Source organism: Tsukamurella sp. 1534 (genome assembly GCF_000312385.1).
GTDB lineage: Bacteria > Actinomycetota > Actinomycetes > Mycobacteriales > Mycobacteriaceae > Tsukamurella.
The window spans coordinates 1,010,900-1,031,789 of sequence record NZ_HE997626.1 but is presented as its reverse complement, the minus strand read 5'-3'; the positions used below and the strand labels follow the sequence as shown (position 1 = coordinate 1,031,789).

The following is a 20,890-nucleotide window of genomic DNA, read 5'->3' as shown; positions in this document are numbered from 1 at the left end:
CTCACAGCTCGCGCTTGAGCCCCACGTGCTCGGCGCGGTACCCGAGCCGGGCGTAGAACGCGCGGGCGCGTTCCCGCGCGGCGTCGGTCGCGAGCTGCGACAGCACGGCGCCGTGATTGCGCCCGTGCTGGTGCGCCCACCCGAGCATGGCGGTCCCCAGGCCCTGCGATCGACGGTCCGCGGCCACCCGCAGGCCCTCGACCTGCAGCCGCGTCGCCCCGCTCCGGGAGAGCCCGGGGATCACCGTGAGGTGCATGGTGCCCACCACCGTGCCGGCGTCGTCGCGCACCACGGCGAGGTACTGCGAGCGGTCCCGGGACACCAGGTCGAAGGCGCCGTCGTACTCGGCGGCGTGCCCGGCCTCACGGGCCGCGCCGATCTCGTCGTCGGCGAGCAGGGCCACGATCGCGGGTACGTCCTCGCGCCGGGCCCGCTCCACCCGGAAGACACCGCCGTCGCACCGCAGCACGCCGCCGACCGACGCGCGCCACTGCAGCTCGCGCACCACCCCGTCGAGCCACGCCCCCACGCTCTCCCGCGCCTGCGCGGTGTCCGGGTAGCGGCAGCGCAGGTGCAGACCGGCCTCGTCGAGGATGAACCACAGCATCACGCCGTCGGTGCGGACGGTGGCGCCCACGTACTGCGCGTCGAGCCGGTTCGCGTCCACCCGCACCGGGAGGCGGCGCAGGTCCAGCCACGAGATCGCGAACATGCCCGGCGCCTCGGGCATCCCGCCCCAGTCGGCGAGAACGTCCTGCAGCGGCCAGGAGCCCAGCCGCACCGCCTCCTTGACGGCCTCGGCGGCGGCCCGGGGTTCGGCGGAGGGGCAGTCGAGCACGGAGTTGGTGATGAACCAGCCCACGGAGTCGTGCCAGGTGGCGTCGTACCTGCTGTGCACCGGGAACACCGCGCGCAGCGGGGCGCCCGCGAGGTCCAGCGTCACGCGGGCCATCTCCGCGACGGTCGCCGAGAGCGTGGAGACGCCGTCCGCGCGGGCCGCCGCAGCGAAGGCCGCCACCTCGTCGGTGCCGAGCACGTCGCGCACCTCCACGCGTTCCGCGTGCGCCTCGGGGGTGCCCAGGGGAAGCGGGAACAGGGGCATGACTCCGCCGCTCGCCGTGAGGATCTCGTCCCACCGGCGCTTCACCTCGACAGGTGCCGCGGCGCGCCCGGCGAGGGCACGGGTGTGATCGGCGAACGGGGGTACGGGCACCGTCGACGGTGCGCGCCCGGCCCGGGCGTCCGCGAGCGCGGCGAGCAGGTCGCGCGCGATCACCAGCATCGACCACATGTCCGTGTGCGCGTGGTCGGCGGCCACGATCACCGTCGGGCCCGCCGCGGTCTCCAGCACGCAGAGCCGGTGCGCGGGAAGGCGATAGGGGGAGCAGGCGTCGTCGAGCACGTCCCGCAGCGCCTCGTTGACGGCCTGCCCCGGGCCGATCGGGTGCTCGACCCAGGCGCCCGGGCCGACGTCGATCGCGCGGAGCTCCGGTGTGCCGCCGGGGCCCGGGACGAACGCCGAGCGCAGGGTGCCGTGCCGGGCGATCACCGCGAGCCAGGCCGTGGCGAGATCCTCGCGGGGGAGCGGGGCCGGCAGCCGGAAGGACAGCGCCATCCACGATCCGGGCCGGTCGCCCGCGCCCACGTGGCGGGCCTGGTCGAAGGAGACGGGCAGCGCCGCGCCGGGCTCCGAGGCGGACACGTCGTAACCCAGCAGCCTGCCGAACGGCAGGTGCAGGTGGGCGACGTTCGTCAGGCGCATGGCGGTACCCTAGCCGTCTCCCCACCCCACCGCGCGGCGAGAGAAGGTCCCGATGAACACCTTTCGCGTCCCGGGGGCCCGGCTCGCCGCCGAATTCAGCGACGAGGGCGGGCACCCGGTGGTCCAGCTGCACGGACTCACGTCCAGCCGCGCCCGGGACCGGGTGCTCGATCTGGATCTCGGGCGCGGCCTCAGCGGCACCCGGCTGCTGCGCTACGACGCCCGCGGGCACGGCTCCTCGACGGGGCGCGCGGTTCCCGGCGACTACCGGTGGAGCGTGCTCGCCGACGATCTGCTGCGCCTGCTCGACGCGTGGTTCCCGGGCGAGCGGGTGCACGGGGTGGGCCCGTCGATGGGTACGGGAACGCTGCTGCACGCCGCGGTGCGCGAGCCGGACCGGTTCAGCGGGCTCACGCTCATGGTGCCGCCCACGGCGTGGGACACCCGGCCGGCGAAGGCCGCCGAGTACCGGGCCGCCGCGGACCTCATCGAGGAGCGGGGGATCGACGAGTTCCTCTCCGCCGGAGCGGATGCCGTGCCGCCGCCGGCCACCGTCGGGCATCCGGCGACGGTGCCCGACGTGCCGTCCGCGCTGCTGCCGTCGCTGTTCCGCGGTGCCGCGGAGAGCGACCTGCCCGCCCCCGGGGAGGTGGCGCGGATCGCGGTGCCGGTCTCGATCCTGGCGTGGGCCGACGATCCCGCGCACCCCGAGTCCACGGCCGAGGCGCTCAGCAGGTCGCTGCCGCGGGCGACGATGTCGGTCGCGCGGAGTCCGCGGGACGTGTCGCGCTGGCCGAGGGTGCTGCGCTCGGACGTCGCCGGCGGGGCGTGATCCGGGAGACCGCGACGCCCACGAGGCACAGCGCGCCGCCCAGCAGGCCCCACGCGGTCGGCGTCTCGGCGAGGAACGCCCAGCTCAGCACGATCGACAGCGCGGGCACGGCGTAGGAGGACGAGGCCGCGACCCCGGCGGAGGTGTGCGCGAGGGCGTACGCCCAGAGCAGGAACGCGAGCGCGGTGGGCACGACACCCAGGTAGATCACGCCCGCGGTGCTGCCGATCGGCGCGGCGGCGAGCTCGCGGACCAGCTGCGGCGCCCACGGGAGCAGCACGACGGCGCCCACACCCGCCCCGAGGGCCGTCGCGGTGAGCGGGTCCGTGGAGCGCAGCACCAGCTTCTGCGCGACCACGCTGATGCCGTAGAGCAGGGCCGCGGCGACGGCGAGGGCCACGCCGAGCCCGTCGCGCCGGGTGTCGCCGGTGAACGCGATGACCGCGGCGCCGCCGAAGCTGATGGTGATGCCCGCGGCGAGCAGCGGGGGGAAGCCCTCGTGCAGGAACGCGCCCGCGAGCACTGCGACGACGATCGGCGCGATGTTCACCAGCAGGGCCGTGGTCCCGGCGTCGAGGTGGCGTTCGGCGGCGTTGACCAGCACCGTGTACAGGGCGAACCACAGCGCGCCGTAGCCGAGGGTGAGCGCGAGCGCGCGGCCGCGCGGTAGCCGGAGGCCGCCGTCCTCGCGCACGCCGCCGGACAGTGCGCGCATCGCCCAGACGACGCCGAGGACGGCGGCGCCCACCAGGAGCCGGCCCTCCGCCATCGGGACCGGGGAGACGTGCGGGCCGATCCCGCGGATGACGACGAACGCCGATGCCCACGAGAGCATGACCACGACCAGCGCGAATGCGGGGAGACGGTTCTTCATGCCTCCACCATCACCGGTTGACAACATAAGCACAAGCGGATATTTCTTGATTATCATTTAGCTCTACTGAATCGAGGTCGCGATGCTCGACGCGCATCGGCTCATGATCTTCCGCTCCGTGGCCGCCACGGGCTCCGTGGCGGCGGCCGCGGCCAGTCTCGGGTACACCCCGTCCGCCGTCTCGCAGCACGTCGCCGCCCTGCAGCGGGAGACGGGGCTGCAGCTGCTGGAACGCGTCGGGCGGGGCGTCGAGCTCACGCCCGCCGGCCGGGTCCTGGCGAGTGAGGCCGACGGTGTGCTGGAGAGCCTCACGGCGCTGGGGGCCACCGTCGACGATCTGCGCGCCGGCAAGGCCGGGCGGATCACGATGAACGTCTTCGCGACCGCGGGCACGCACTGGATGCCCGACGTGGTGCAGACCCTGAACGCCGAGTTCCCGGACACCCGCGTGCGCCTGCGGATCGAGGACGAGGTGACCGAGGTGGCGGCGCACCGCCCGGACGTCGCCGTCGCCGTCCGCATCGGCGAGCCGGCCACGGTGCCCGGCTACTCCTACGCCGACCTGCTCACCGAGCCGTACGTGGCGGTGCTGCCGGTGGATCACCCGCTCGCGGACCGCGACGAGGTGGGGATCGCGGAGCTGGAGCACGACAGGTGGATCGACAACGACGTGCGGCACGGGCCGTGCCGCGCCGCCGTGCTGCGCGCCTGCGCCGCAGCCGGATTCACGCCCCGGTTCGTGGTCGAGACCACCGACTACCCGTCCGCGCTGCGGTTCGTGGCACGCGGGGTGGGCGTCACCGTGCTCGCCCGGCTCGGCGCGAGCGAGCTTCCGCCCGGCACCTGCCGGGTGCCGGTGACGAATCCGGTGCCCGAGCGCACGATCGGCGTGTACGTCAAGGATTCCGAGAGCCGCAACCCGGTGGTCCGCCGCACCCTCAGCCTGTTGCGCGCGTCCGCGGCGGGGTGACGAGCCCGGACGCGGCCACCACGGTGAGCACGCCCGCGACGATCGGTACGGCCATCGTCGCCGCGAATCCCGTGTTCCCCCAGGCCAGCACGTGCGCGAACAGCGCTCCGGCGCAGGCGATGGTGAGGGCGGTGCCCACCGAATCGGCCAGTTTGAGCGCGCTGGAGTTGGCGCCCTGTTCGTCGGCCGCGCTCAGCCCCAGCACCATGATCGACAGCGACGGGTAGGTCACGCCCATGCCGAGGCCGCCGATCGCCCACGCCGCGTACACCGCGGGCCAGGGCGCGTCGAGCGCGAAGGCCGCGGCGACCGCGGTCACCGAGAGCAGCACGACCGCCGCCCCCAGGAGCGGGAGCCGTTCGCGCGCAGGACCGGACGCGCCGACCCGCGCCTGTACCTGGGCCGCGAGCGCCCACAGCAGGGCGGCGCCCGTCATCACCGAGCCCGCGGCGAACGGCGACATCCGGTCCACGTGCACCAGGTACAGCGGCACGTAGATCTCGGCGGTGAAGAAGGTGCCGGCCAGCAGCAGGTTGGTCAGCACCAGCCGGGGGATCCCGGGCGAGTCGGTCAGCGTCCCGGCGGGCAGCATCCGCCGCGTGGCGAGCACCGCGACCACCAGGCATCCGCCTGCGACGGCGAGGAATCCGGCCGACGCGCGGGGCGCGGCGAACTGCGCCACCGCCGTGGCGATCCCGGCGACGAGGGCGGCGATCAGCAGGGCGCGGTTCGGCGCACCGTCGGCCCGGAAACCCTCCTCGTCGAGGCCGGCGGTGGCCCGGAACGTCGCGCCGAGCGCGAGCGCCGCGGGGACGGCGACGCCGAGGAACACCCAGCGCCACCCCACGGTGTCGGCGGTGAGGCCGGCGATCGCGGGGCCGACCAGCGAGGGCACCACCCACGCGGTGGAGTAGGCCGCGAAGATCCGCGGGCGGCCGTCGGGCGGCACGAGCCGCCCGACCATGGCGTAGAGCACCACGCTGAGCAGGCCGCTGCCGAGTCCCTGCACCGCGCGGCCGAGCGCCAGCACGTTCATGTCGTGCGCCGCGCCCACCAGGGTGAGGCCGGCCGCGAACAGGACGCCGCCGGCGACCAGGGGCGAGCGCACGCCGCTGCGGTCCACCCACGGGCCGGCCCACGCGATCGCGACGATCATCGCCGCGAACGCCGCGCCGAACGCCACCGAGTACTCGGCGGTGGCGCCGAACTGCTCCGCGGCGCGGGGCAGCACCGTTCCCACGGCGAGCGCCTCGAACGCCATGAACGAGATGAGCGCCACCGAGCCCGCCTGGAACCAGCGCCGCACGCCCGGGCGGACGGGCGGCGTGCGGACGGTCTCCTCGATGGTCATGTCCGGCACGCTAATACCTCGACCGTGCTTGAGGGCAAGTGGAAAAATCGGTTGATCCCACCCCTCCGGCGCGGCACCGTTGAAGGGTGCACGACGACCGCTCCCCGCTCGGCATCCGGATACCCCGGATGCTGCGCCCGCTACTGCGCAGGAACTACCGCCTCCTGTTCGTCACCCTGCTCTGCGCGCTCGTCGCCGACGGCATGTGGATGATCGCCATGGTGTGGCAGGTGATCCGCATGGGCGGCTCGCCCACCAGCGTCTCGGTGGTCTCGGGCGGCGCCGCGGCGGGCCTGCTGGTCTCCACGCTCGCGGGCGGTGTGCTTGCGGACCGGCTTCCGCAGCAACGGATCCTGTTCGTGCTGGAGGTGCTCAACGCGGTGGTGATCGGCGGCGTCGGCGCCCTGGTGCTGCTGGACGCCGTCACCGTGCCGATGATGCTGGGCGCCACCTTCGCGCTGGGCCTGGTGTCGGGCTTCTACTTCCCCGCCTACTCGGCGCTCGTGCCCCGTCTGGTCTCGCCGGGCGAGTTGCTGGCCGTCAACGGCTACGAGTCCGCGGTGCGCCCGGCCGCGTCGATGGCTCTGGGCCCGGCGGTCGCGGGCTGGCTCATCGCGCTCCACTCGCCCGGGCTGGCCCTCGTGATCGCGGGCTGCCTGCCGCTCGTGGGCGCGGTGTCCGTGGCCCGGATCCGGCTCGACGACGACGGTGCGGCCGACTCGGGCGCGGAGGAGGCGGGGCACCCGCTGCGTGAGCTCTGGGAGGGCGTGCAGTACGTGCGCCGCACCCCGTGGCTCCTGGCGACGCTGCTGTTCGCGAGCCTGCTCGTGCTGCTGGTGACGGGCCCGCTCGACGTGCTGCTGCCGTTCGCCATCAAGGACCGGGCGGGCGGCGGCCCGTCGGACCACTCGATGGTGCTGGCCGCCTACGGGTTCGGCGGCGTCGCCGGCGCGCTGTTCATGGCCTCGCGGAAGATGCCCCGCCGGTACCTCACGGTGATGATGGCGCTGTGGGGCCTGGGCGAGCTGCCGCTGGCCGCGTTCGGCCTGGCGACGAACGTGCTCGTGATGGTGGCGGCCGGCTTCGTGCTGGGCGTGATCTTCGAGGCGCCCGTGGTGATCTGGGGCACGCTGCTGCAGCGCCGGGTGCCGCGACGGCTGCTGGGCCGGGTGTCGAGCCTGGACTTCTTCGTCTCGCTGGTGTTCATGCCGCTGTCGCTGGCCCTCGCCGGTCCGGTGAGCCACGCGATCGGCCTGACCGCGACGTTCGTTCTGGCCGCGGTGCTTCCCATCCCGCTGGCCGCGGTGGCGATCCTCGCCGCCCGGATGCCCCGCGACGAGCTGGAGCACCCGCTGCCGGAGGACGAGGCGGGCGACGATCCGGCCGGCGGTGCCGAGGACGAACCCGGAGACGAACCCGGGGCCGGCCCCGGCGACGCGCCGGTTACGCCCACCGTGAACGCTCCCGCGTCGCCGCGCACCGTCGGATAGGCTCGACGGCATGACGAGCGGGGTGACGAGCATCGACACGCACGAGCCGGCCGAGGCCGAGACGCGTCGCCCCCTGCTGCGCGAGATCTACGGCCGGGTGCTGCGGCAGGAACGCACGCGGCAGGGCCGGACCCTGGCCGAGGTCGCGCGGGAGGCGGGCGTCTCCACCCAGTACCTCTCCGAGGTCGAGCGCGGCCGCAAGGAGGCGTCGTCCGAGGTGCTCAGCAGCGTGTGCGACGCGCTGGGCGGATCGCTCATCGAGTTCGTGGGCGGCGTGCACCGCGAGCTGCTCGGCGCGCGCACGGGCCCGGTCGCCCTCGCCGCCGCCTGAGTCACTCCGATCCGGCCTCCTCCTTCGCGGCCTCCTTGGCCTCCTTGACGGCCTCCTTCGACCAGCGCAGCAGGTGCGGGTGCACGGAGCTGAACCCGCGGGCGCGGTAGGCGCGCAGGCTGCGGGTGCGCATGTCGGTCTCCCCGGCGATCGCGTCGTTGAGAGTGTCGTCGATGAGCACCGTGCCGGGGCGGGCCGCGCTGGTGAGCCGGGAGGCCAGGTTGACCACGCTGCCGAACAGGTCGCCGTAGCGCTGCAACACGTCGCCGTAGGCGACGCCCACCCGCAGCTCCGGGAACTCCAGCTCGATCGCGTCCAGCTCGGGGTACTCGTGCGGTTCCTGCAGGCGCAGTGCGATGCGGGCGGCCGCGGCCGGATCCTCCGCTGCGTACATCACCTCGTCGCCGACGCCCTTGATGATGCGGCCGCCGTCGGCGTAGATCACCGCCTGCATCCGGGCCTCGAACGTGGCGACCAGGGTGTTGAGCTCGGTGACCGCGAGCCCGCGGCTGAGCCGGGTGTAGCCGACCATGTCGGCGAATCCGACGGCCATCGTGGCCACGAGCGCGTCCTCCTCGTCGTCCGGCGTCATCAGCCGCTGCGTCGCGGCCGCCAGATGCCGTCGCCAGACGTGGGCCTGCAGGCTCTCCATCTGGTCGGCGACGTGCGCCACGCCCCGGGACGGATCGGCGATCCCGTCGGCGCGCGCGGTCTCGAGGTAGTGGTGGATCATCGGCGCCTGCCATTCGGCGAGCCGGTACATCGCCTGCCCGAGGGCCTGCGAGCCGGGGATCACCGCCTCGGGGTCCACGACGCCGCTTTCGACGAGGCGCGCGAGGTCGCGGGCGATCTCCACGTCGTCGAGGGTGAAGGCCTTCTCGGCGTCGTCGCGGAGGTCGGCGAAGCCGGTGGCGGTCCACCAGGCGCGCAGGTTCTCCACCTCGATGCCGGCCTGCTCCGCGAGCTCGCGGAACGTGTACTCCCGGCTACCGGGGAGTAGCAGTCGGTCGATGTCGAGTTCGCCTGCGTCGCCCATGCGACCACTGTATGGCGCCTACCCTGGAAGGGTGACCATCAGCGCCTTCGAACTGTTCTCGGTCGGCATCGGGCCGTCGAGTTCGCACACCGTGGGCCCGATGCGGGCCGGTGCGGACTTCGCCGACGAGCTGCGGGCCTTCCCGCCGACGGTGCGCGCCGTCCACGTGGACCTGTACGGCTCCCTCGCCGCCACGGGCAGGGGACACGGGACGTTCGCGGCGGTGCTGCTGGGCCTGGAGGGGGAGCGCCCGGAGACGGTGGACCCCGACTATGTGGCGTCACGGTCCGCTGAGATCGATGCGACGGGCACGGTGCGGATCGGCGGGAAGACCGCGGTGCCGCTGTGCACGGACAAGATCGTCCTGCACCCGCTGACGGTGCTGCCGCGGCACACCAACGGAATCCGGTTCCGCGCCGAATTCGAGGACGGCGGCGTGCACGAGGCCGTGTACTACTCGGTGGGCGGTGGATTCGTCGAGCGCGACTGCGGCGAGGACACGGTGAGCCCGCTCGCCGGGACCCGTGCCGTGCCACACGATTTCGATACCGCCGCCGGCCTGTTGGAGGCGGCGGCCCGTACCGGCTCGTCGATCCCGCGGCTGGTGCTGGAGAACGAGATCGCGCTGCGCTGCGGCGTGACGGGGGCCGCGCCGGACGTGGCCGAGAAGGAGGTGCGCGACGGCCTGCTGCACATCTGGTCGGTGATGGAGTCCTGCATCGAGCACGGGTTCCGCTCGGAGGGAATGCTTCCCGGCGGACTGGAGGTGCGGCGCCGCGCTCCGGGCCTGTACCGCAGGCTGGTCGAGTCCGACGGTGCCGACGCCATGGACTGGCTCAACGTGGCGGCGATGGCGGTTAACGAGGAGAACGCGTGCGGTGGGCGGATCGTCACCGCGCCCACGAACGGCGCGGCGGGGATCGTGCCGTCGGTGCTGTACTACGCCTTGAAGTTCCGGTCCTCGCTCGCCGCTCGGCGCGACGAGGTGGTGTGCGACTACCTGCTCACCGCGGCGGCGATCGCGGTGTTGTACAAGCGGCGCGCGTCGATCTCCGGCGCCGAGGTGGGCTGCCAGGGCGAGGTGGGGTCGGCGTGCTCCATGGCGGCCGGCGCGCTCGCCCAGGTCATGGGCGCCACGCCGCAGCAGGTGGAGAACGCCGCGGAGATCGGGATCGAGCACAACCTCGGGCTCACCTGCGATCCGATCGGCGGGCTCGTGCAGATCCCGTGCATCGAGCGCAACGCCATCGCGTCCGTGAAGGCGGTCAACGCCGCCCGCATCGCCCTGCACGGCGACGGCACGCACCGCGTCTCGCTGGATCAGGCGATCGAGACCATGCGCCAGACCGGCGCCGACATGCTCTCGAAGTACAAGGAGACCTCCCTCGGCGGCCTCGCCGTGAACGTTCCCGAGTGCTGACGGGGACCGGCGGCGACACCTAGAACGGTGGTGGCTCGTCGTCGGGTGGCGGGGCGTGTGCCGGGTCGCGTCCGTCGAGGACGGTGACGAGGTGCCGTTCGAACCGGCTCGTGTTCTGCTGGCGCCGTTCGTGTTCCATCGCTGCGATGTGGGTGGCGCGGAGTGCCTCGCGGCGTGCGTGCTCGCGCTGCAGGTGGGTGGGGCCGCCGGGGTTCCTCGGTTTCGGTGGCGTGTCCGTGGCGTCGGGGGTGGTCCAGGTGATGCGGGCGAGGTCGGGGAAGAGCCCGAGGACGGTGCCGGAGGGGTCCACCACGATGCGTTGGCCGGCCGGGCCGATCCAGAGGATGCGGCCGTCGGGGAGGTGGGCGTCGGTCCAGACGCCGGCGGTCTTGAGCTGGTGGTGGGCGAGGCACAGAGGCTGGCCGTTGTCGGCGGTGCTGCGGCGTCCGGCGCCGGGGTCGCGGTGGTCGTACTCGCGGCGGTGGTCGAGCTGGCACCGCGACGACGGGCGCGTGCACAGCGGGAACACGCACCGCGGGTAGAGCAGGGTGAAGTACCTCGTGAGGTCCGCGGAGAACCGGTACCCGCCGCTGCCGCGGGCGATCACCAGTGGCGGGGGTGCGGTAGCCGGCGGAAGTGTCTGCGCCGGCGGAGGTGCTGGCGCTGGGGAAGATGCCGGCGGAGGTGTCGGCGCGGCGCGGTCCGCCTGATCGGTGCCTTGCGGTTCGGGCGCGGTCGGACTCGTCCCCTTCGAGCAGTCCGGCTCCTCGAGGGTGCGTCCGTCGGCCGGCGTAGTCGGCTCGGCCGTGGAGGTTTCGCCCGTCGCCGCGCCGCGTCGACATCGGGCGGCGGCCAGGATGGGTGCAGGCGCCTTGCGGGCGAGGTCGACTCCCGAGGACCGGAAACCCGGCACCTCCACAGGCGGGCGCTCGTCCTCCTGTGCCGGACCGGGACGCGACGTGCCGTCCGGTTGAGCGGCTGAGGGAGTGGTCCGGTCCGGTTGAGCGGCTGAGGGAGTGGTCCGGTCCGGTTGAGCGGCTGAGGGAGTGGTCCGGTCCGGTTGGGCGTCCGAGGGAGTGGCCCGGTCCGGCTGTGCGTCGGGGGAGGGGGCGTCGTCCGGCTGAAGTCCAGGGAACGGAGCGGCAGCGGCTGTGGCGTGTTCCGCGGCGGGTGTGGCGATCTCGTCGCCGAACGGGCGGAGCACGGCGTCCTCGCGGGCCGCGAGATCGCGTGCGTGCTGGGCGGTGATGGGGCCGTGGCCGATGAGGTAGGCGGCGTGGGTGTCCGCCGGATCGGCGAGGGTCCTGCCGTTGACGACCACGTGGATCAGGGTGCGGTACCGCGTGACGACCCGCGCGCCCTCGGGATCGAGAGCACCGTCGGCCAGGTGCCGCGCCCCGCGAACCGAACATCCCGGGTTCGCGCAGCGACAACCCAGCGTGACGAACCCGCGCACGAGCATCAGCAGCCCGTCGGCGCGGCGCTGCGCCACCGTGCGCGAGTCGTCCTCGCAGACGGTCGCGGCGATCTCCTCGACCCGGACCCCGAGTTCGCGGCCCTCGTGGGCGGTGAGCAGGGCGTACGCGGCGGCCATCCCATCGTCGGCGGGGCGGATCGTGAGCGTCCGGTCCTCCTCCGCCTGCGCGCGGCGTCGCTCCGCCGCTGCCGGGTCGATATCGTGCACGACGCGGTCCGCCGCCTCCCGCAGAGCCGGCAGCGAGGTCAGCTGCAACGGATCCGCTGTCAGCAGCTCCGCGAGACGCTCATCGAACGCCAGCGCCTGCGCGCCGGTGAGCGTCCGCGCGCGGCTCAACGCCTCCTGCCGTAGCGCGACGGAGATCTCCGCCTTCGCCGAGCTGTAGGCGAGCGACAACTCGCGCCGTTCCCGGTAGAAGTCGATCCCCGCCTCCGGCTCGGACGCCAGGAACGCCGACTCCCGCTCCCCGTACCGATCGCGGAACAGCGCGTACACCGCCGTGATGGTGCGGCAGTACGCGAGGTTCTCGCAGCGGCGCTGCCCCTCCAGGACCGTTACCAGTTCCCCGGACCCCACCATCCCGACCCCCGCGGCCGTGAACCGCGGAGGCAGGAGCGCCTCCGGCAGGTTCTGCAGTGCGGGTGCCACGTTCATGCCTTCGATCGTACGTCTGTTCGAGCGCATGTGCAATAGCAGAATGCCGCGACGACGGCCCGGGAATCTGTCGGAGGCACTCGATACTGTTGCGGGCATGAACGTGCTCACGGTGGCGGCGGTGTGTTTCCGGGACGAGGCGGGCCGCGTGCTCACCGTGCGCAAGCGCGGCACGGACGCGTTCATGCTGCCCGGCGGAAAGCTGGAGCCGGGGGAGGCCGCGATCGACTGCGCGGTCCGCGAGGTCGACGAGGAACTGGGTATCGGCCTCGCCGCTGCGGACCTCACCCACCTGGTCTCCTGGCGGGGCCCCGCCGCGAACGAGGCGGACACCGACATCGAGTCCACGGTGTTCGCCACGGATCTGCAGGTCTCGCCCACCGCCGCGGCGGAGATCGCCGAGGCCCGCTGGCTGGACCCGGCCGATCACGGCGGGGTCGTCATCGCCCCCATGCTCGAGCAGTACCTCTTCCCACGGCTCGTCGGCGCATGAGGGTCACGCAGCCGCAGGCGCGCCGCATCGCGCTCGCCGCTCAGGGATTCGAGCCCGGCTTCGCGGGCACGTCCACGCCGACGATGCGGCAGGTCCAGAAGACCATCGACCGGCTCAAACTCATCCAGATCGACAGCGTCAACGTGGTCGCGCGCAGCCAGTACCTCCCGCTGTTCGCCCGTCTCGGCGACTACGACACCGCGCTCCTCGACCGCGCCCGCGATAAGGCCCCGCGCCGGCTCGTCGAGGCCTGGGCGCACGAGGCCTCGCTGGTGCCGCCGGAGACGTGGCCGCTTCTGCGGCACCGCCGGACCTCGGACCGGGCGTCCCGGCGGTTCGCGAGCTACGACGAGCGGCACCCCGGCCAGCTCGACCGGCTGCGCGGCGCGCTCGCGGAGCTGCCGCCGGTCACCGCCCGCGGGCTGGAGGCGCACCTGGAGCACGAGCAGGTGGTGGAGAAGACGCACTGGGGCTGGAACTGGTCGTCGGTGAAGGAGGGGCTCGAGGTCCTGTTCCACACCGGCGAGGTCACCAGCGCCGGCCGCACCAGCCAGTTCGAGCGGCTGTACGCGCCGTCGGCGGTGGTTCTCGGGGAGCTCGCCGAGCACGAGACGTCCCACGAGGAGGCGTTCGTCGAGCTGATCCGGCAGTCGGCGAAGGCGCTGGGGATCGGCAACGCCCGGTGCCTGCGCGACTACTTCCGGCTGTCGGTGGCGCAGGCGGCTCCGGCCATCGAAGAACTGGTCGCCACGGGCGAACTGGTGGAGGTGGAGGCCGACTGGTGGCCCGGCACGGTGTACCTCCACGCCGAGGCCAAGCGACCGCGCGCCGTCCACGCGCGCGCCCTGCTGTCGCCGTTCGACCCCGTCGTGTGGCAGCGCGAGCGGGCCGAGGCGCTGTTCGACTTCCGCTACCGGATCGAGATCTACACGCCGAAGGAGCAACGGGTGCACGGCTACTACGTGCTGCCGTTCGTCTTCGGCGACAGGATCGTCGCCCGCTGCGACGTCAAGGCCGACCGCGCGGCGGGGGACCTGCTCGTGCACTCCACCACCTGGGAGCCCGGCGGCCGCGACGCCGCGTCGGAGGCGGCGCTGGAGCAGACGGTCGCCGAGATGGCGGGCTGGCTCGGCCTGGAGCGCTATCGGCTCTAGGCCGGCACCGCGAGGGGAGTGGTGATCGCGGTGAACACCGAGAACAGCGGGTGCGCGTCGGGGCGGTAGTGCCCGTGCTCCGGTGCGGAACGGTGGGACGCGGTGTCCCACTGCCGCTTCGAGACCGCTGCGAAGTCCAGCCGGTAGCCGGCCTTCGCGGCGAGCAGCTGCAGCAGCGTCTTCGAGGAGCGCCCGTTGCCCTCGCGGAACGGATGTGCGCAGTTGAGATACGCGTACGCCTCGGCCGCCTGGTAGGCGTAGACCTTCCGGTCCTTCGTCTCGCCGAGCAGTGCCACGTGCTGGTGCGGGAGCCGGTTGCGCAGCAGGTGCGCCGCGTCCTCGAGGTACCGCTCGATCCAATACGAATGGAACGTGTTGTCCCGCAGGGCCATGTCGTATCGCCGGAACTCGCCCGCCCACGGGTAGAGAGTGCCGAACAGCGCGCGGTGGATCGACCTGAGGTGCGCTCCGTCGTACGTCGGGGGCAGGGCGACGGTCCCGGTCTCGATGCCGAGCTCCTGGGCGGTGCCGATCTCGAACTCCAGCTGCCGCAGTGCATCCGCGTCGCGGATACCGAACCGGTTCCGCAGGACCCCCGTCCCCGGGTACAGGGTGTCGGGGAACCCGCGCGGCGCGTCCTCGCAGTCGGGTGACCCCACCTCGGTCGCGGCCGCCAGCGCGCGCTCGACCGCACCGTCGAGGTACGAGGCGAGTGGGACGGCGCCGTCGGCGACCTCCGCGAGCCGCTCCGCGTCGGCGGCGGTGGGCGCCCATCCCTCCAGCACGCTGTTGGCGATCGCCGCGCGCAGCACGCCGGCCCGCTCCGGCTCCAGGCCGGAGAGCGGGCCGGCGCACGCGCTGAGCGGATCTGCCATCGACCGAGGCTAGCGCGCGATCGCCACCTCGCGCGTCAGGTCGAGGAGGTCGAGGAAGGCGCGGTCGTGCGAGACCACGACGAGCGCGCCCGCCCACTCCTTGAGCGCGTCGACCAGCAGCTCCACCGACGGGATGTCGAGGTTGTTGGTCGGCTCGTCCAGCGCCAGCAGCGTCGGCGCGGGATCGCCCAGGAGGGCGATCGCCAGCGCCAGCCGCAGGCGCTCGCCGCCGCTCAGCGTGCCCACGATCCGCTCCGACTGCCGCCCGCGGAACAACATCCGCGCGAGCGCGGCGTGCGCGTGCTGCGCGTCGAGGTCCGGATGCGCGTCGCGGACCGCGTCGATGAGCGCACCGTCCTCCGCCGGGCCGAACCGCACGTCCTGCGGGACGTACCCGATCACCGTCGGGGGCGTCCCGGCCCGGGCCGCCCCGATCGCGCGGCGCAGCACCGTCGTCTTGCCCGCCCCGTTGGGCCCGACCAGCGCGACCCGCTCGGGCCCCGCGACCTGCAGCGGACCGTCGTCGAGCTGGAGCCGGTGCAGCCCCGGTCCCGGCGAGGGCATGGTGATCCGGACGGAACGGTCGTCTCGCACGCCCTCCTTGGCCTGGTCCAGGGCTCCGCGCGCGGAATCGACGCGGTCCTCGTGCAGCGTGCGGTGTTTACCGGCCGACACCTCCGCGGCGTTCTTGCGCAGGCCCGCGATGATCTTGGGCACGCGCTTCTCGGCCTCCGCCTTGGCGGCGAACCGTGCGCGACGGTCCAGCTTGGTCCGCGCCTCCACCAGATCCCGCTGCTGCGCCTTGAGGTCGACCGATGCCGTGGTCACCGCCTGCTCCGCGGCGGCCTGCTCGGCGTCGAGCACCTCGCGGTAGTGCGAGTACGGCCCGCCGAACACGCGCACGCCGCCGCGGTACAGCTCCACGGTGGAATCCATCCGCTCGAGCAGCGTGAGGTCGTGGCTGACCACCACCGCGGTGCCGCCGAACCGTTCCAGGGCGTCGGTGAGCAGGCCGCGCGCCCGCTCGTCCAGGTTGTTGGTGGGCTCGTCCAGCAGCAGGGTGTCGGGACGGCGCAGCAACTGCCCGGCGATCGCGAGGAGCGTCGCCTCGCCGCCGGACAGGGTCCCGACGGTGCGCTCCAGCCCGCCGAGCCGCAGGCCCAGGCCGTCGAGCACGGCGGTCGCCCGCTCCTCGACGTCCCAGTCGTCGCCGACCGCCTCGAAATCGGCGGGGTCGGCCGAGCCGGCCTCGATGCGGCGCAGCGCCCCGACGGTGCCGCCGATGCCGAGCGCGTCGGCGAGCGTGTCCTCGGCACGGCCCTGCGGGTGCTGGGGCACGTAGCCGACCACGCCGGCCCCGCTCACGGAACCCGAGGTGGGGGCGATCCGGCCCGCGAGAACGCGCAGCATCGTGGTCTTCCCGGCACCGTTGGCGCCCACCAGGGACGCGCGCCCCGCGGGGATGGTGAAGCTCAGGTCGTCGAAGACGACGGTGCCGTCCGGCCAGCGGAGGGTGAGCGCGGAGACAGCGAGAGAGGTGGCCATGAATGCTCCTTGAGGTCCGAGTGAGCTGCGGCGGCACGAGGGTGCGGGGCAGCGGGGGCTGGGACGGCTCAAGACAGCATGGCGATGAGTCTAACGAACGGCTTCCGGCGCCCGCACCGGATTTTCCGGACCCGGGAGTGTGATGTACGTCCCAGTCCGCGGCCGCGCGCTTGTGCGGTCGGAGGTGCGGGGTGCTAGCTTTGGCGTATGTCCGGGAGTCTTGAGGCCCATCTGCGCGTCGGTTATGAGACCGTCGCGCTGGGCTGCCGTCTCCCCATGGTTCGCGTGCACTGTCGAATGTGCTGCTGCTGAGCGTTCCCGCTCGCACTTCGCCGGCCTTCACCAGGCCGACTCCTTTCGACACCTGTAACCAGTCCGCGCCCGGGGTATCGCGCCCCGCAGGCCGCGGCGCACGCACACCCTTGAGGAACCATGACCGTCGTTGATCTTCCCGCCACCACTGCCACTCCGGCCCGTACGCAGAGTCGTACCAGTGCCTCCACCCGGGGACGGAATCCGCTGTCCCGCAGTACATCCACCGAGCGTGCGCCTCGTGTCGGAGCGCCCGCCCGCGTCTTCCCGCCCCAGCTGCGCGTCTCCGAGAAGCCCGCCGCGGCCGTCCTGCGCGTGATCCGGCGCGGCGGCCTCGTGCTGCGCGACGAGATCGTCCGCGAGACGCAGCTGTCCGCAGCCACCGTGAACCGCCAGGTCACCGCGCTGATCGACGCGGGCCTCGTGCGTGAGCGCGCCGACCGCGCCGCGAGCGGCGTCGTGGGCCGCCCCCGCCTGCCGCTGGAGATCGATCCCAACGGGCCGGTGGCGCTCGGCATCCACATCGGCTTCCGTGTGAGCACGGTGACCATGCACGATGTGGCCGGCAAGGTGGTCGGCGCCATCCAGATCCCCACTCCCGAGAGCGGTGAGCCCGGTGAGGTGCTCTCCGTGATCGCCACCAGTGCGCGTCGATTCCTGGCCCGCTGGGACGGCCGCACGGTGCTCGGCGCCGGGGTCGCGATCGGCGGCCGCGTGGACGACCGCGGCATCGTCGCCGACCACCCGCGCCTCGGATGGAAGAACGTCGCTCTGGGCGAACGCCTTTCGGGGGCGATCGGTCTGCCGGTGACGGTGGCGCCGCACGTCGAGGCGATGGCCGCCGCCGAGCTGCATCTGTCGGAGGAGTTCGAATCCCAGGGCTCCACGCTGTACTTCTACGGTCGCGAGACCGTGGGTGTGGCGCTGGCTCTGCACGGCGCCGTGCATTCGCCGAAGTCCGGACCGCACACCATCGGTCACCTGCCGACGCGCAACGTCGAGCTGCTGGACCCGAAGCGTACCGGCCGGCTCGAGGACGCGGTGACCGACACCGCCGTCGTCGATGCCGCACGCGCGCAGAAGCTTTCGGTGCGCACGATCGCCGACCTGCACAAGCTGGCCGACACGGGCGACGAGACCGCACGCGCCATCGTGGCCGAGCGCGGACGGGTTCTCGGCGAGGCCGCGGCCCTCGTCGCGGACATCTTCAACCCGGACCGCCTGATCCTGGGCGGCCAGGCGTTCACCGACCACACCGCGATCCTGCCGCACGTCTCCGCCGCGCTGAAGGCCACCTCGGCCGAGCCCGGGCGGGCGGTCCGGGTGAGCGGCGCGGGCTCGCGCGTGCAGCAGCAGGCCGCCGGCGCGTCCGCGCTGGACGGCGTGTACACCGATCCGCTCGGCGCCGTCGCCCGCGCGCAGGCGTAGGAGGCGGCCGGGCGGGCTCGCGAGGCGAAGAACGCTCAGTAGCCGGCAGCGTCGGCGGAGGAACTCGCTCGCGCGTATTCGATCGTGCCGCGACTGGTGCGCCGACGAATGGTTCCGGTGTGGTGGAGAGATCCGAGAATGCGGGTTCACACCCGGCGCGACGAATGCGACGGGGCGTGCCCGAATGCGTCGTGCCGCGGGCACCGGCGGCGATGAGATCAACCTGATTTCTCCTGGAGAACCGCGCTTTTCTTGATCGCGCATCGTGTTGTGCGGCGACGGACCCGGCCCCGTGATGGCCAACCGCTGTTGGTGGAAACGGGAATGCATCCTGACCTGGCGAACTTGCGATCCCAAAACATGAAATCCAGTTAAGCAAACCAGAGATCCGGGTGGTACATTCTTTTGCGACAACGAATCCAGTCAGTACCTGTGTGACGGGTCTGATGCAGACGGGAGGGTGGCATGGGGTCCGAGAACGACCGCAGTGCAGACCTCGGTCGGAGCGCCGGAGCTCGCGCGATCGAAGCGCGGGCGGCGATCGCGACCGCCCAATTGCGGACGACGGTGACGTCGATCAGCTCCTCGGTGGGCTATACGAGCCCGCACGGCGAGCGCATCGTCGAAACCGTCGAAGGTCTGGTGGGGGACGTGCTTCCCGAACTCGAAGCCGCGGAGGCGCTGCAGCGGGCGCACGCCTCGGATGACGAGCAGCCGTCGAGCGGCGTCGTCTGGCCGTCGCCGTTCCCGGGCCCCTCGTCCCGTCGCGCGGTGGGCGTCTTCTCGTGATCGACCGGCCGGAAACCAAGTACGCCGACGTGCTCCTCGAGGGCATCTGGGAGGACGAGGTCACCCCGGACGATCTCGCATCGCGTGCGTTGTCCGCCGCACAGGCGTCCTCCTATGCGTTTCGTGTGGCGAGCGAAGGTACGACGGCGACGACGCAATTGAGCGATGTGGATCTCGTGGAATTCCTCGAGACCGAAACAGGAAAATGGGCGAAGAGTTTCGTCGGGATCGTCAAAGTCGGCGAGAGTCTCGTGCACGTTTCGCACGCCTTGGGGGAAATGGCGCGCAGCCTTCAGCAGGTCAATCTCGAGCAGGCCGAGATCGTTTATCAGCTGGAAGCGGATATCGAGAAGCTCGAGCGTGAGGCCACCGCGCTCGGCGAGGATCCCGGCGAGGAGATCGAGGCTCTGATCGCGGAGGCTCGGGCCAAGGCGACCGAGGTCGCCGAGCGCATGACCACGCCGCCGTACAACGGGCACGCCACGAACAAGCCGCCGGTGAGTCTGGTGAGTACCTTCATGGCGTTCGGGAGGATCCCCGGCCAGGTCGACGGGGCTGCGCCCGCCGAACCCCCGACCGGATCCGGTTCCGCGGCGGAGGAAGCAGTGGATACCGCCGCGGCGGCGGAGGACGCTTTCGCCAACTCCGGCGACGACGAGGCGTTCGTGAACGGCTTCTCCGCGGTCGAGTCCGCGCGGGACGCCGGCATCGCCGACGAGGACGCCGCCGACGACACCGGCGACGAGGACACCGGGGTCGCGGGCGTCGATGAGCCCGGCGCCGATCAGCCCGCCGCGCCGCCGTTGGTGTTCATGGGGTTCGGGCGGATCCCGTCGACGGTCGCCGGCGTCACCGGAACGAACGGATGGGACGCCGCGGACGCGGAGTCGGACGACGGCGTCGGAATCGCCGAAGGGCAGGACTCGTCGGCGGGCGTCGTGGACGGAGCCCCGGCGGTCGTTCCCCGCGTCGAACGGCTCGAGCCGGCGGACGCCGTTGCCGAGACGACGGAGCCGGAGCAGGAGCCCGACGCCCCCGTCGCGCCCGTGGTGTCACCGATGCTGGTGAACGACTTCATGTCGTTCGGTCGCGTCCCGACGATCAACGGCGTTAACGGGGCCGACGTGGAGCACGGTGACCTCCTGGGCGGTGTGAACGGCACGAACGGGGCTGAGAAGAACGGGCACCGGGGCCCGATCGCCACCGGGCCGATTCCGATCGCCGCCGAGACGTCGTTCATGTCGATCCCCTTCCAGCACAACGGGTCCGAGCCCGAGGTGGACGACGCGGTGACGGAGGTCGCCGAGGCTCCCGACGGCGCTGCCGTGTCTCGCGACGCCGCCGTGCCGGCCCCGTCCGAACCTCTCGACGACGGATTCATGGCGTTCGGCCGAGTCCCGGGCGGATCCGGCTTGTGGGCGCAACCGGGCCGGGGCACGGTTCCGACGGTGCCCGACCCGGCCGATGAGCCCCCGCACGACGAGGATGTGCGCGATGAGCCCGCGCCCGAACGCGGCGCTGCGCAGTCGGCGGACGAGGCTGCAGGGAAAGTCATCGAGGAGACGGACATCCATCACGACGCCGAGGACAACTCTGATGGCCACGCCGAGGATCACGCCGACGCCGCCGAGCAGGAAGCGGCCTCCGTTCGGGAGGACGCCGAGCCTGATGTGGCGGAGGGGTGTGACGATCCGGGGGCCTCGGAAGCGGAGACCGTGACCGACGTCGACGGCGGCGGTGACGGGGAGGCCGGCGATATCGTCGCCGAAGTGGATGAGGACGACCACGTCGGTGAACTGGACGAGGACGACCAGGTCGCCGATGATCCGTCCGAAGCCGAAGCCGAAGCCGAAGCCGAAGCCGAAGCCGAAGCCGAAGCCGAAGCCGAAGCCGAAGCCGAAGCCGAAGCCGAAGCCGAAGCCGAAGCCGAAGCCGAAGCCGAAGCCGAAGCCGAAGCCGAAGCCGAAGCCGAAGCCGAAGCCGAAGCCGAAGCCGAAGCCGAAGCCGAAGCCGAAGCCGAAGCCGAAGCCGAAGCCGAAGCCGAAGCCGAAGCCGAAGCCGAAGCCGAAGCCGAAGCCGAAGCCGAAGCCGAAGCCG

16 protein-coding genes and 1 pseudogene are annotated in these 20,890 nt (G+C 72.6%); 10 read left to right on the top strand and 7 right to left on the bottom strand.

Going from position 1 to position 20,890, the window contains the following annotated elements:
- Window position 1: 1 nt before the first annotated feature.
- A complete protein-coding gene (locus tag BN39_RS05130) occupies window positions 2-1,762 on the bottom strand; it encodes a GNAT family N-acetyltransferase (RefSeq protein ID WP_019201288.1) in 1,761 nt (586 codons plus the stop codon).
- Window positions 1,763-1,814: 52 nt separating this feature from the next.
- Here BN39_RS05130 and BN39_RS05125 point away from each other — a divergent pair, with 52 nt between their 5' ends.
- Window positions 1,815-2,594, top strand: a complete 780-nt coding sequence (locus BN39_RS05125; RefSeq protein ID WP_019201287.1) for an alpha/beta fold hydrolase — start codon at window positions 1,815-1,817, stop codon at window positions 2,592-2,594.
- On the opposite strand, the gene BN39_RS05120 is transcribed toward BN39_RS05125, so the two are convergent.
- Window positions 2,491-3,468, bottom strand: a complete 978-nt coding sequence (locus BN39_RS05120; protein ID WP_019201286.1) for a DMT family transporter — start codon at window positions 3,466-3,468, stop codon at window positions 2,491-2,493. The genes BN39_RS05125 and BN39_RS05120 overlap by 104 nt on opposite strands.
- A gap of 82 nt (window positions 3,469-3,550) precedes the next feature.
- Here BN39_RS05120 and BN39_RS05115 point away from each other — a divergent pair, with 82 nt between their 5' ends.
- Window positions 3,551-4,438, top strand: a complete 888-nt coding sequence (locus BN39_RS05115; protein WP_019201285.1) for a LysR family transcriptional regulator — start codon at window positions 3,551-3,553, stop codon at window positions 4,436-4,438.
- Here BN39_RS05115 and BN39_RS05110 read toward each other — a convergent pair.
- Window positions 4,407-5,789 carry an MFS transporter gene (locus tag BN39_RS05110; RefSeq protein ID WP_019201284.1) on the bottom strand — a complete coding sequence of 461 codons (1,383 nt, stop codon included), beginning with the start codon at window positions 5,787-5,789 and terminating at the stop codon, window positions 4,407-4,409. The two genes, BN39_RS05115 and BN39_RS05110, sit on opposite strands and share 32 nt — an antisense overlap.
- Before the next feature lie 86 nt (window positions 5,790-5,875).
- Between BN39_RS05110 and BN39_RS05105 the strand changes: the two genes are divergently transcribed.
- Both BN39_RS05105 and BN39_RS05100 read left to right on the top strand, forming a co-directional pair.
- Entirely contained in the window at window positions 5,876-7,279 is a 1,404-nt protein-coding gene (locus BN39_RS05105; RefSeq protein ID WP_019201283.1) for an MFS transporter, read from the top strand.
- A gap of 10 nt (window positions 7,280-7,289) precedes the next feature.
- Window positions 7,290-7,610 (top strand): helix-turn-helix domain-containing protein, encoded by a 321-nt coding sequence (locus BN39_RS05100; RefSeq protein ID WP_019201282.1) that lies wholly within the window; start codon window positions 7,290-7,292, stop codon window positions 7,608-7,610.
- 1 nt (window position 7,611) lies between these two features.
- Here the strand turns inward: BN39_RS05100 and BN39_RS05095 are convergent, their stop codons facing one another.
- Window positions 7,612-8,646 carry an adenylate/guanylate cyclase domain-containing protein gene (locus BN39_RS05095; protein WP_019201281.1) on the bottom strand — a complete coding sequence of 345 codons (1,035 nt, stop codon included), beginning with the start codon at window positions 8,644-8,646 and terminating at the stop codon, window positions 7,612-7,614.
- Window positions 8,647-8,677: 31 nt separating this feature from the next.
- Here BN39_RS05095 and BN39_RS05090 point away from each other — a divergent pair, with 31 nt between their 5' ends.
- Window positions 8,678-10,066, top strand: a complete 1,389-nt coding sequence (locus tag BN39_RS05090; protein WP_019201280.1) for an L-serine ammonia-lyase — start codon at window positions 8,678-8,680, stop codon at window positions 10,064-10,066.
- A 19-nt stretch (window positions 10,067-10,085) separates the two neighbouring features.
- Here the strand turns inward: BN39_RS05090 and BN39_RS22085 are convergent, their stop codons facing one another.
- Window positions 10,086-12,197, bottom strand: coding sequence for an HNH endonuclease signature motif containing protein (locus tag BN39_RS22085; RefSeq protein WP_019201279.1), 2,112 nt, complete (start codon window positions 12,195-12,197; stop codon window positions 10,086-10,088).
- 97 nt (window positions 12,198-12,294) lie between these two features.
- Here BN39_RS22085 and BN39_RS05075 point away from each other — a divergent pair, with 97 nt between their 5' ends.
- Window positions 12,295-12,690 carry an NUDIX domain-containing protein gene (locus BN39_RS05075; protein WP_019201278.1) on the top strand — a complete coding sequence of 132 codons (396 nt, stop codon included), beginning with the start codon at window positions 12,295-12,297 and terminating at the stop codon, window positions 12,688-12,690.
- A complete protein-coding gene (locus BN39_RS05070) occupies window positions 12,687-13,844 on the top strand; it encodes a winged helix-turn-helix domain-containing protein (protein WP_019201277.1) in 1,158 nt (385 codons plus the stop codon). The genes BN39_RS05075 and BN39_RS05070 overlap by 4 nt, the downstream gene beginning before the upstream one ends.
- On the opposite strand, the gene BN39_RS22080 is transcribed toward BN39_RS05070, so the two are convergent.
- Together BN39_RS22080 and BN39_RS05060 are read right to left on the bottom strand one after the other, a co-directional pair.
- Window positions 13,841-14,719 (bottom strand): Fic family protein, encoded by an 879-nt coding sequence (locus tag BN39_RS22080; protein WP_019201276.1) that lies wholly within the window; start codon window positions 14,717-14,719, stop codon window positions 13,841-13,843. The genes BN39_RS05070 and BN39_RS22080 overlap by 4 nt on opposite strands.
- Window positions 14,720-14,728: 9 nt before the next feature.
- A complete protein-coding gene (locus tag BN39_RS05060) occupies window positions 14,729-16,264 on the bottom strand; it encodes an ATP-binding cassette domain-containing protein (protein ID WP_019201275.1) in 1,536 nt (511 codons plus the stop codon).
- Window positions 16,265-16,696: 432 nt separating this feature from the next.
- Here BN39_RS05060 and BN39_RS05055 point away from each other — a divergent pair, with 432 nt between their 5' ends.
- The 3 genes and pseudogenes from BN39_RS05055 to BN39_RS23660 form a co-directional block, all read left to right on the top strand.
- A complete protein-coding gene (locus tag BN39_RS05055) occupies window positions 16,697-18,004 on the top strand; it encodes an ROK family transcriptional regulator (protein ID WP_081585924.1) in 1,308 nt (435 codons plus the stop codon).
- Between the two features lie 465 nt (window positions 18,005-18,469).
- Window positions 18,470-18,793, top strand: a complete 324-nt coding sequence (locus tag BN39_RS05050) for a hypothetical protein (protein ID WP_019201273.1) — start codon at window positions 18,470-18,472, stop codon at window positions 18,791-18,793.
- Window positions 18,790-20,890, top strand: a pseudogene (locus BN39_RS23660) (hypothetical protein); the annotation flags it as partial. The gene BN39_RS05050 and the pseudogene BN39_RS23660, both read left to right, overlap by 4 nt.

What these genes read in the sequence shown, in the direction of transcription:
- BN39_RS05130 (WP_019201288.1), bottom strand. Translation starts at nt 1,762, where the DNA reads ATGCGCCTGACGAACGTCGCCCACCTGCACCTGCCGTTCGGCAGGCTG.
- BN39_RS05125 (WP_019201287.1), top strand. Translation starts at nt 1,815, where the DNA reads ATGAACACCTTTCGCGTCCCGGGGGCCCGGCTCGCCGCCGAATTCAGC.
- BN39_RS05120 (WP_019201286.1), bottom strand. Translation starts at nt 3,468, where the DNA reads ATGAAGAACCGTCTCCCCGCATTCGCGCTGGTCGTGGTCATGCTCTCG.
- BN39_RS05115 (WP_019201285.1), top strand. Translation starts at nt 3,551, where the DNA reads ATGCTCGACGCGCATCGGCTCATGATCTTCCGCTCCGTGGCCGCCACG.
- BN39_RS05110 (WP_019201284.1), bottom strand. Translation starts at nt 5,789, where the DNA reads ATGACCATCGAGGAGACCGTCCGCACGCCGCCCGTCCGCCCGGGCGTG.
- BN39_RS05100 (WP_019201282.1), top strand. Translation starts at nt 7,290, where the DNA reads ATGACGAGCGGGGTGACGAGCATCGACACGCACGAGCCGGCCGAGGCC.
- BN39_RS05095 (WP_019201281.1), bottom strand. Translation starts at nt 8,646, where the DNA reads ATGGGCGACGCAGGCGAACTCGACATCGACCGACTGCTACTCCCCGGT.
- BN39_RS22085 (WP_019201279.1), bottom strand. Translation starts at nt 12,197, where the DNA reads ATGAACGTGGCACCCGCACTGCAGAACCTGCCGGAGGCGCTCCTGCCT.
- BN39_RS05075 (WP_019201278.1), top strand. Translation starts at nt 12,295, where the DNA reads ATGAACGTGCTCACGGTGGCGGCGGTGTGTTTCCGGGACGAGGCGGGC.
- BN39_RS05070 (WP_019201277.1), top strand. Translation starts at nt 12,687, where the DNA reads ATGAGGGTCACGCAGCCGCAGGCGCGCCGCATCGCGCTCGCCGCTCAG.
- BN39_RS22080 (WP_019201276.1), bottom strand. Translation starts at nt 14,719, where the DNA reads ATGGCAGATCCGCTCAGCGCGTGCGCCGGCCCGCTCTCCGGCCTGGAG.
- BN39_RS05060 (WP_019201275.1), bottom strand. Translation starts at nt 16,264, where the DNA reads ATGGCCACCTCTCTCGCTGTCTCCGCGCTCACCCTCCGCTGGCCGGAC.
- BN39_RS05055 (WP_081585924.1), top strand. Translation starts at nt 16,697, where the DNA reads ATGACCGTCGTTGATCTTCCCGCCACCACTGCCACTCCGGCCCGTACG.
- BN39_RS05050 (WP_019201273.1), top strand. Translation starts at nt 18,470, where the DNA reads ATGGGGTCCGAGAACGACCGCAGTGCAGACCTCGGTCGGAGCGCCGGA.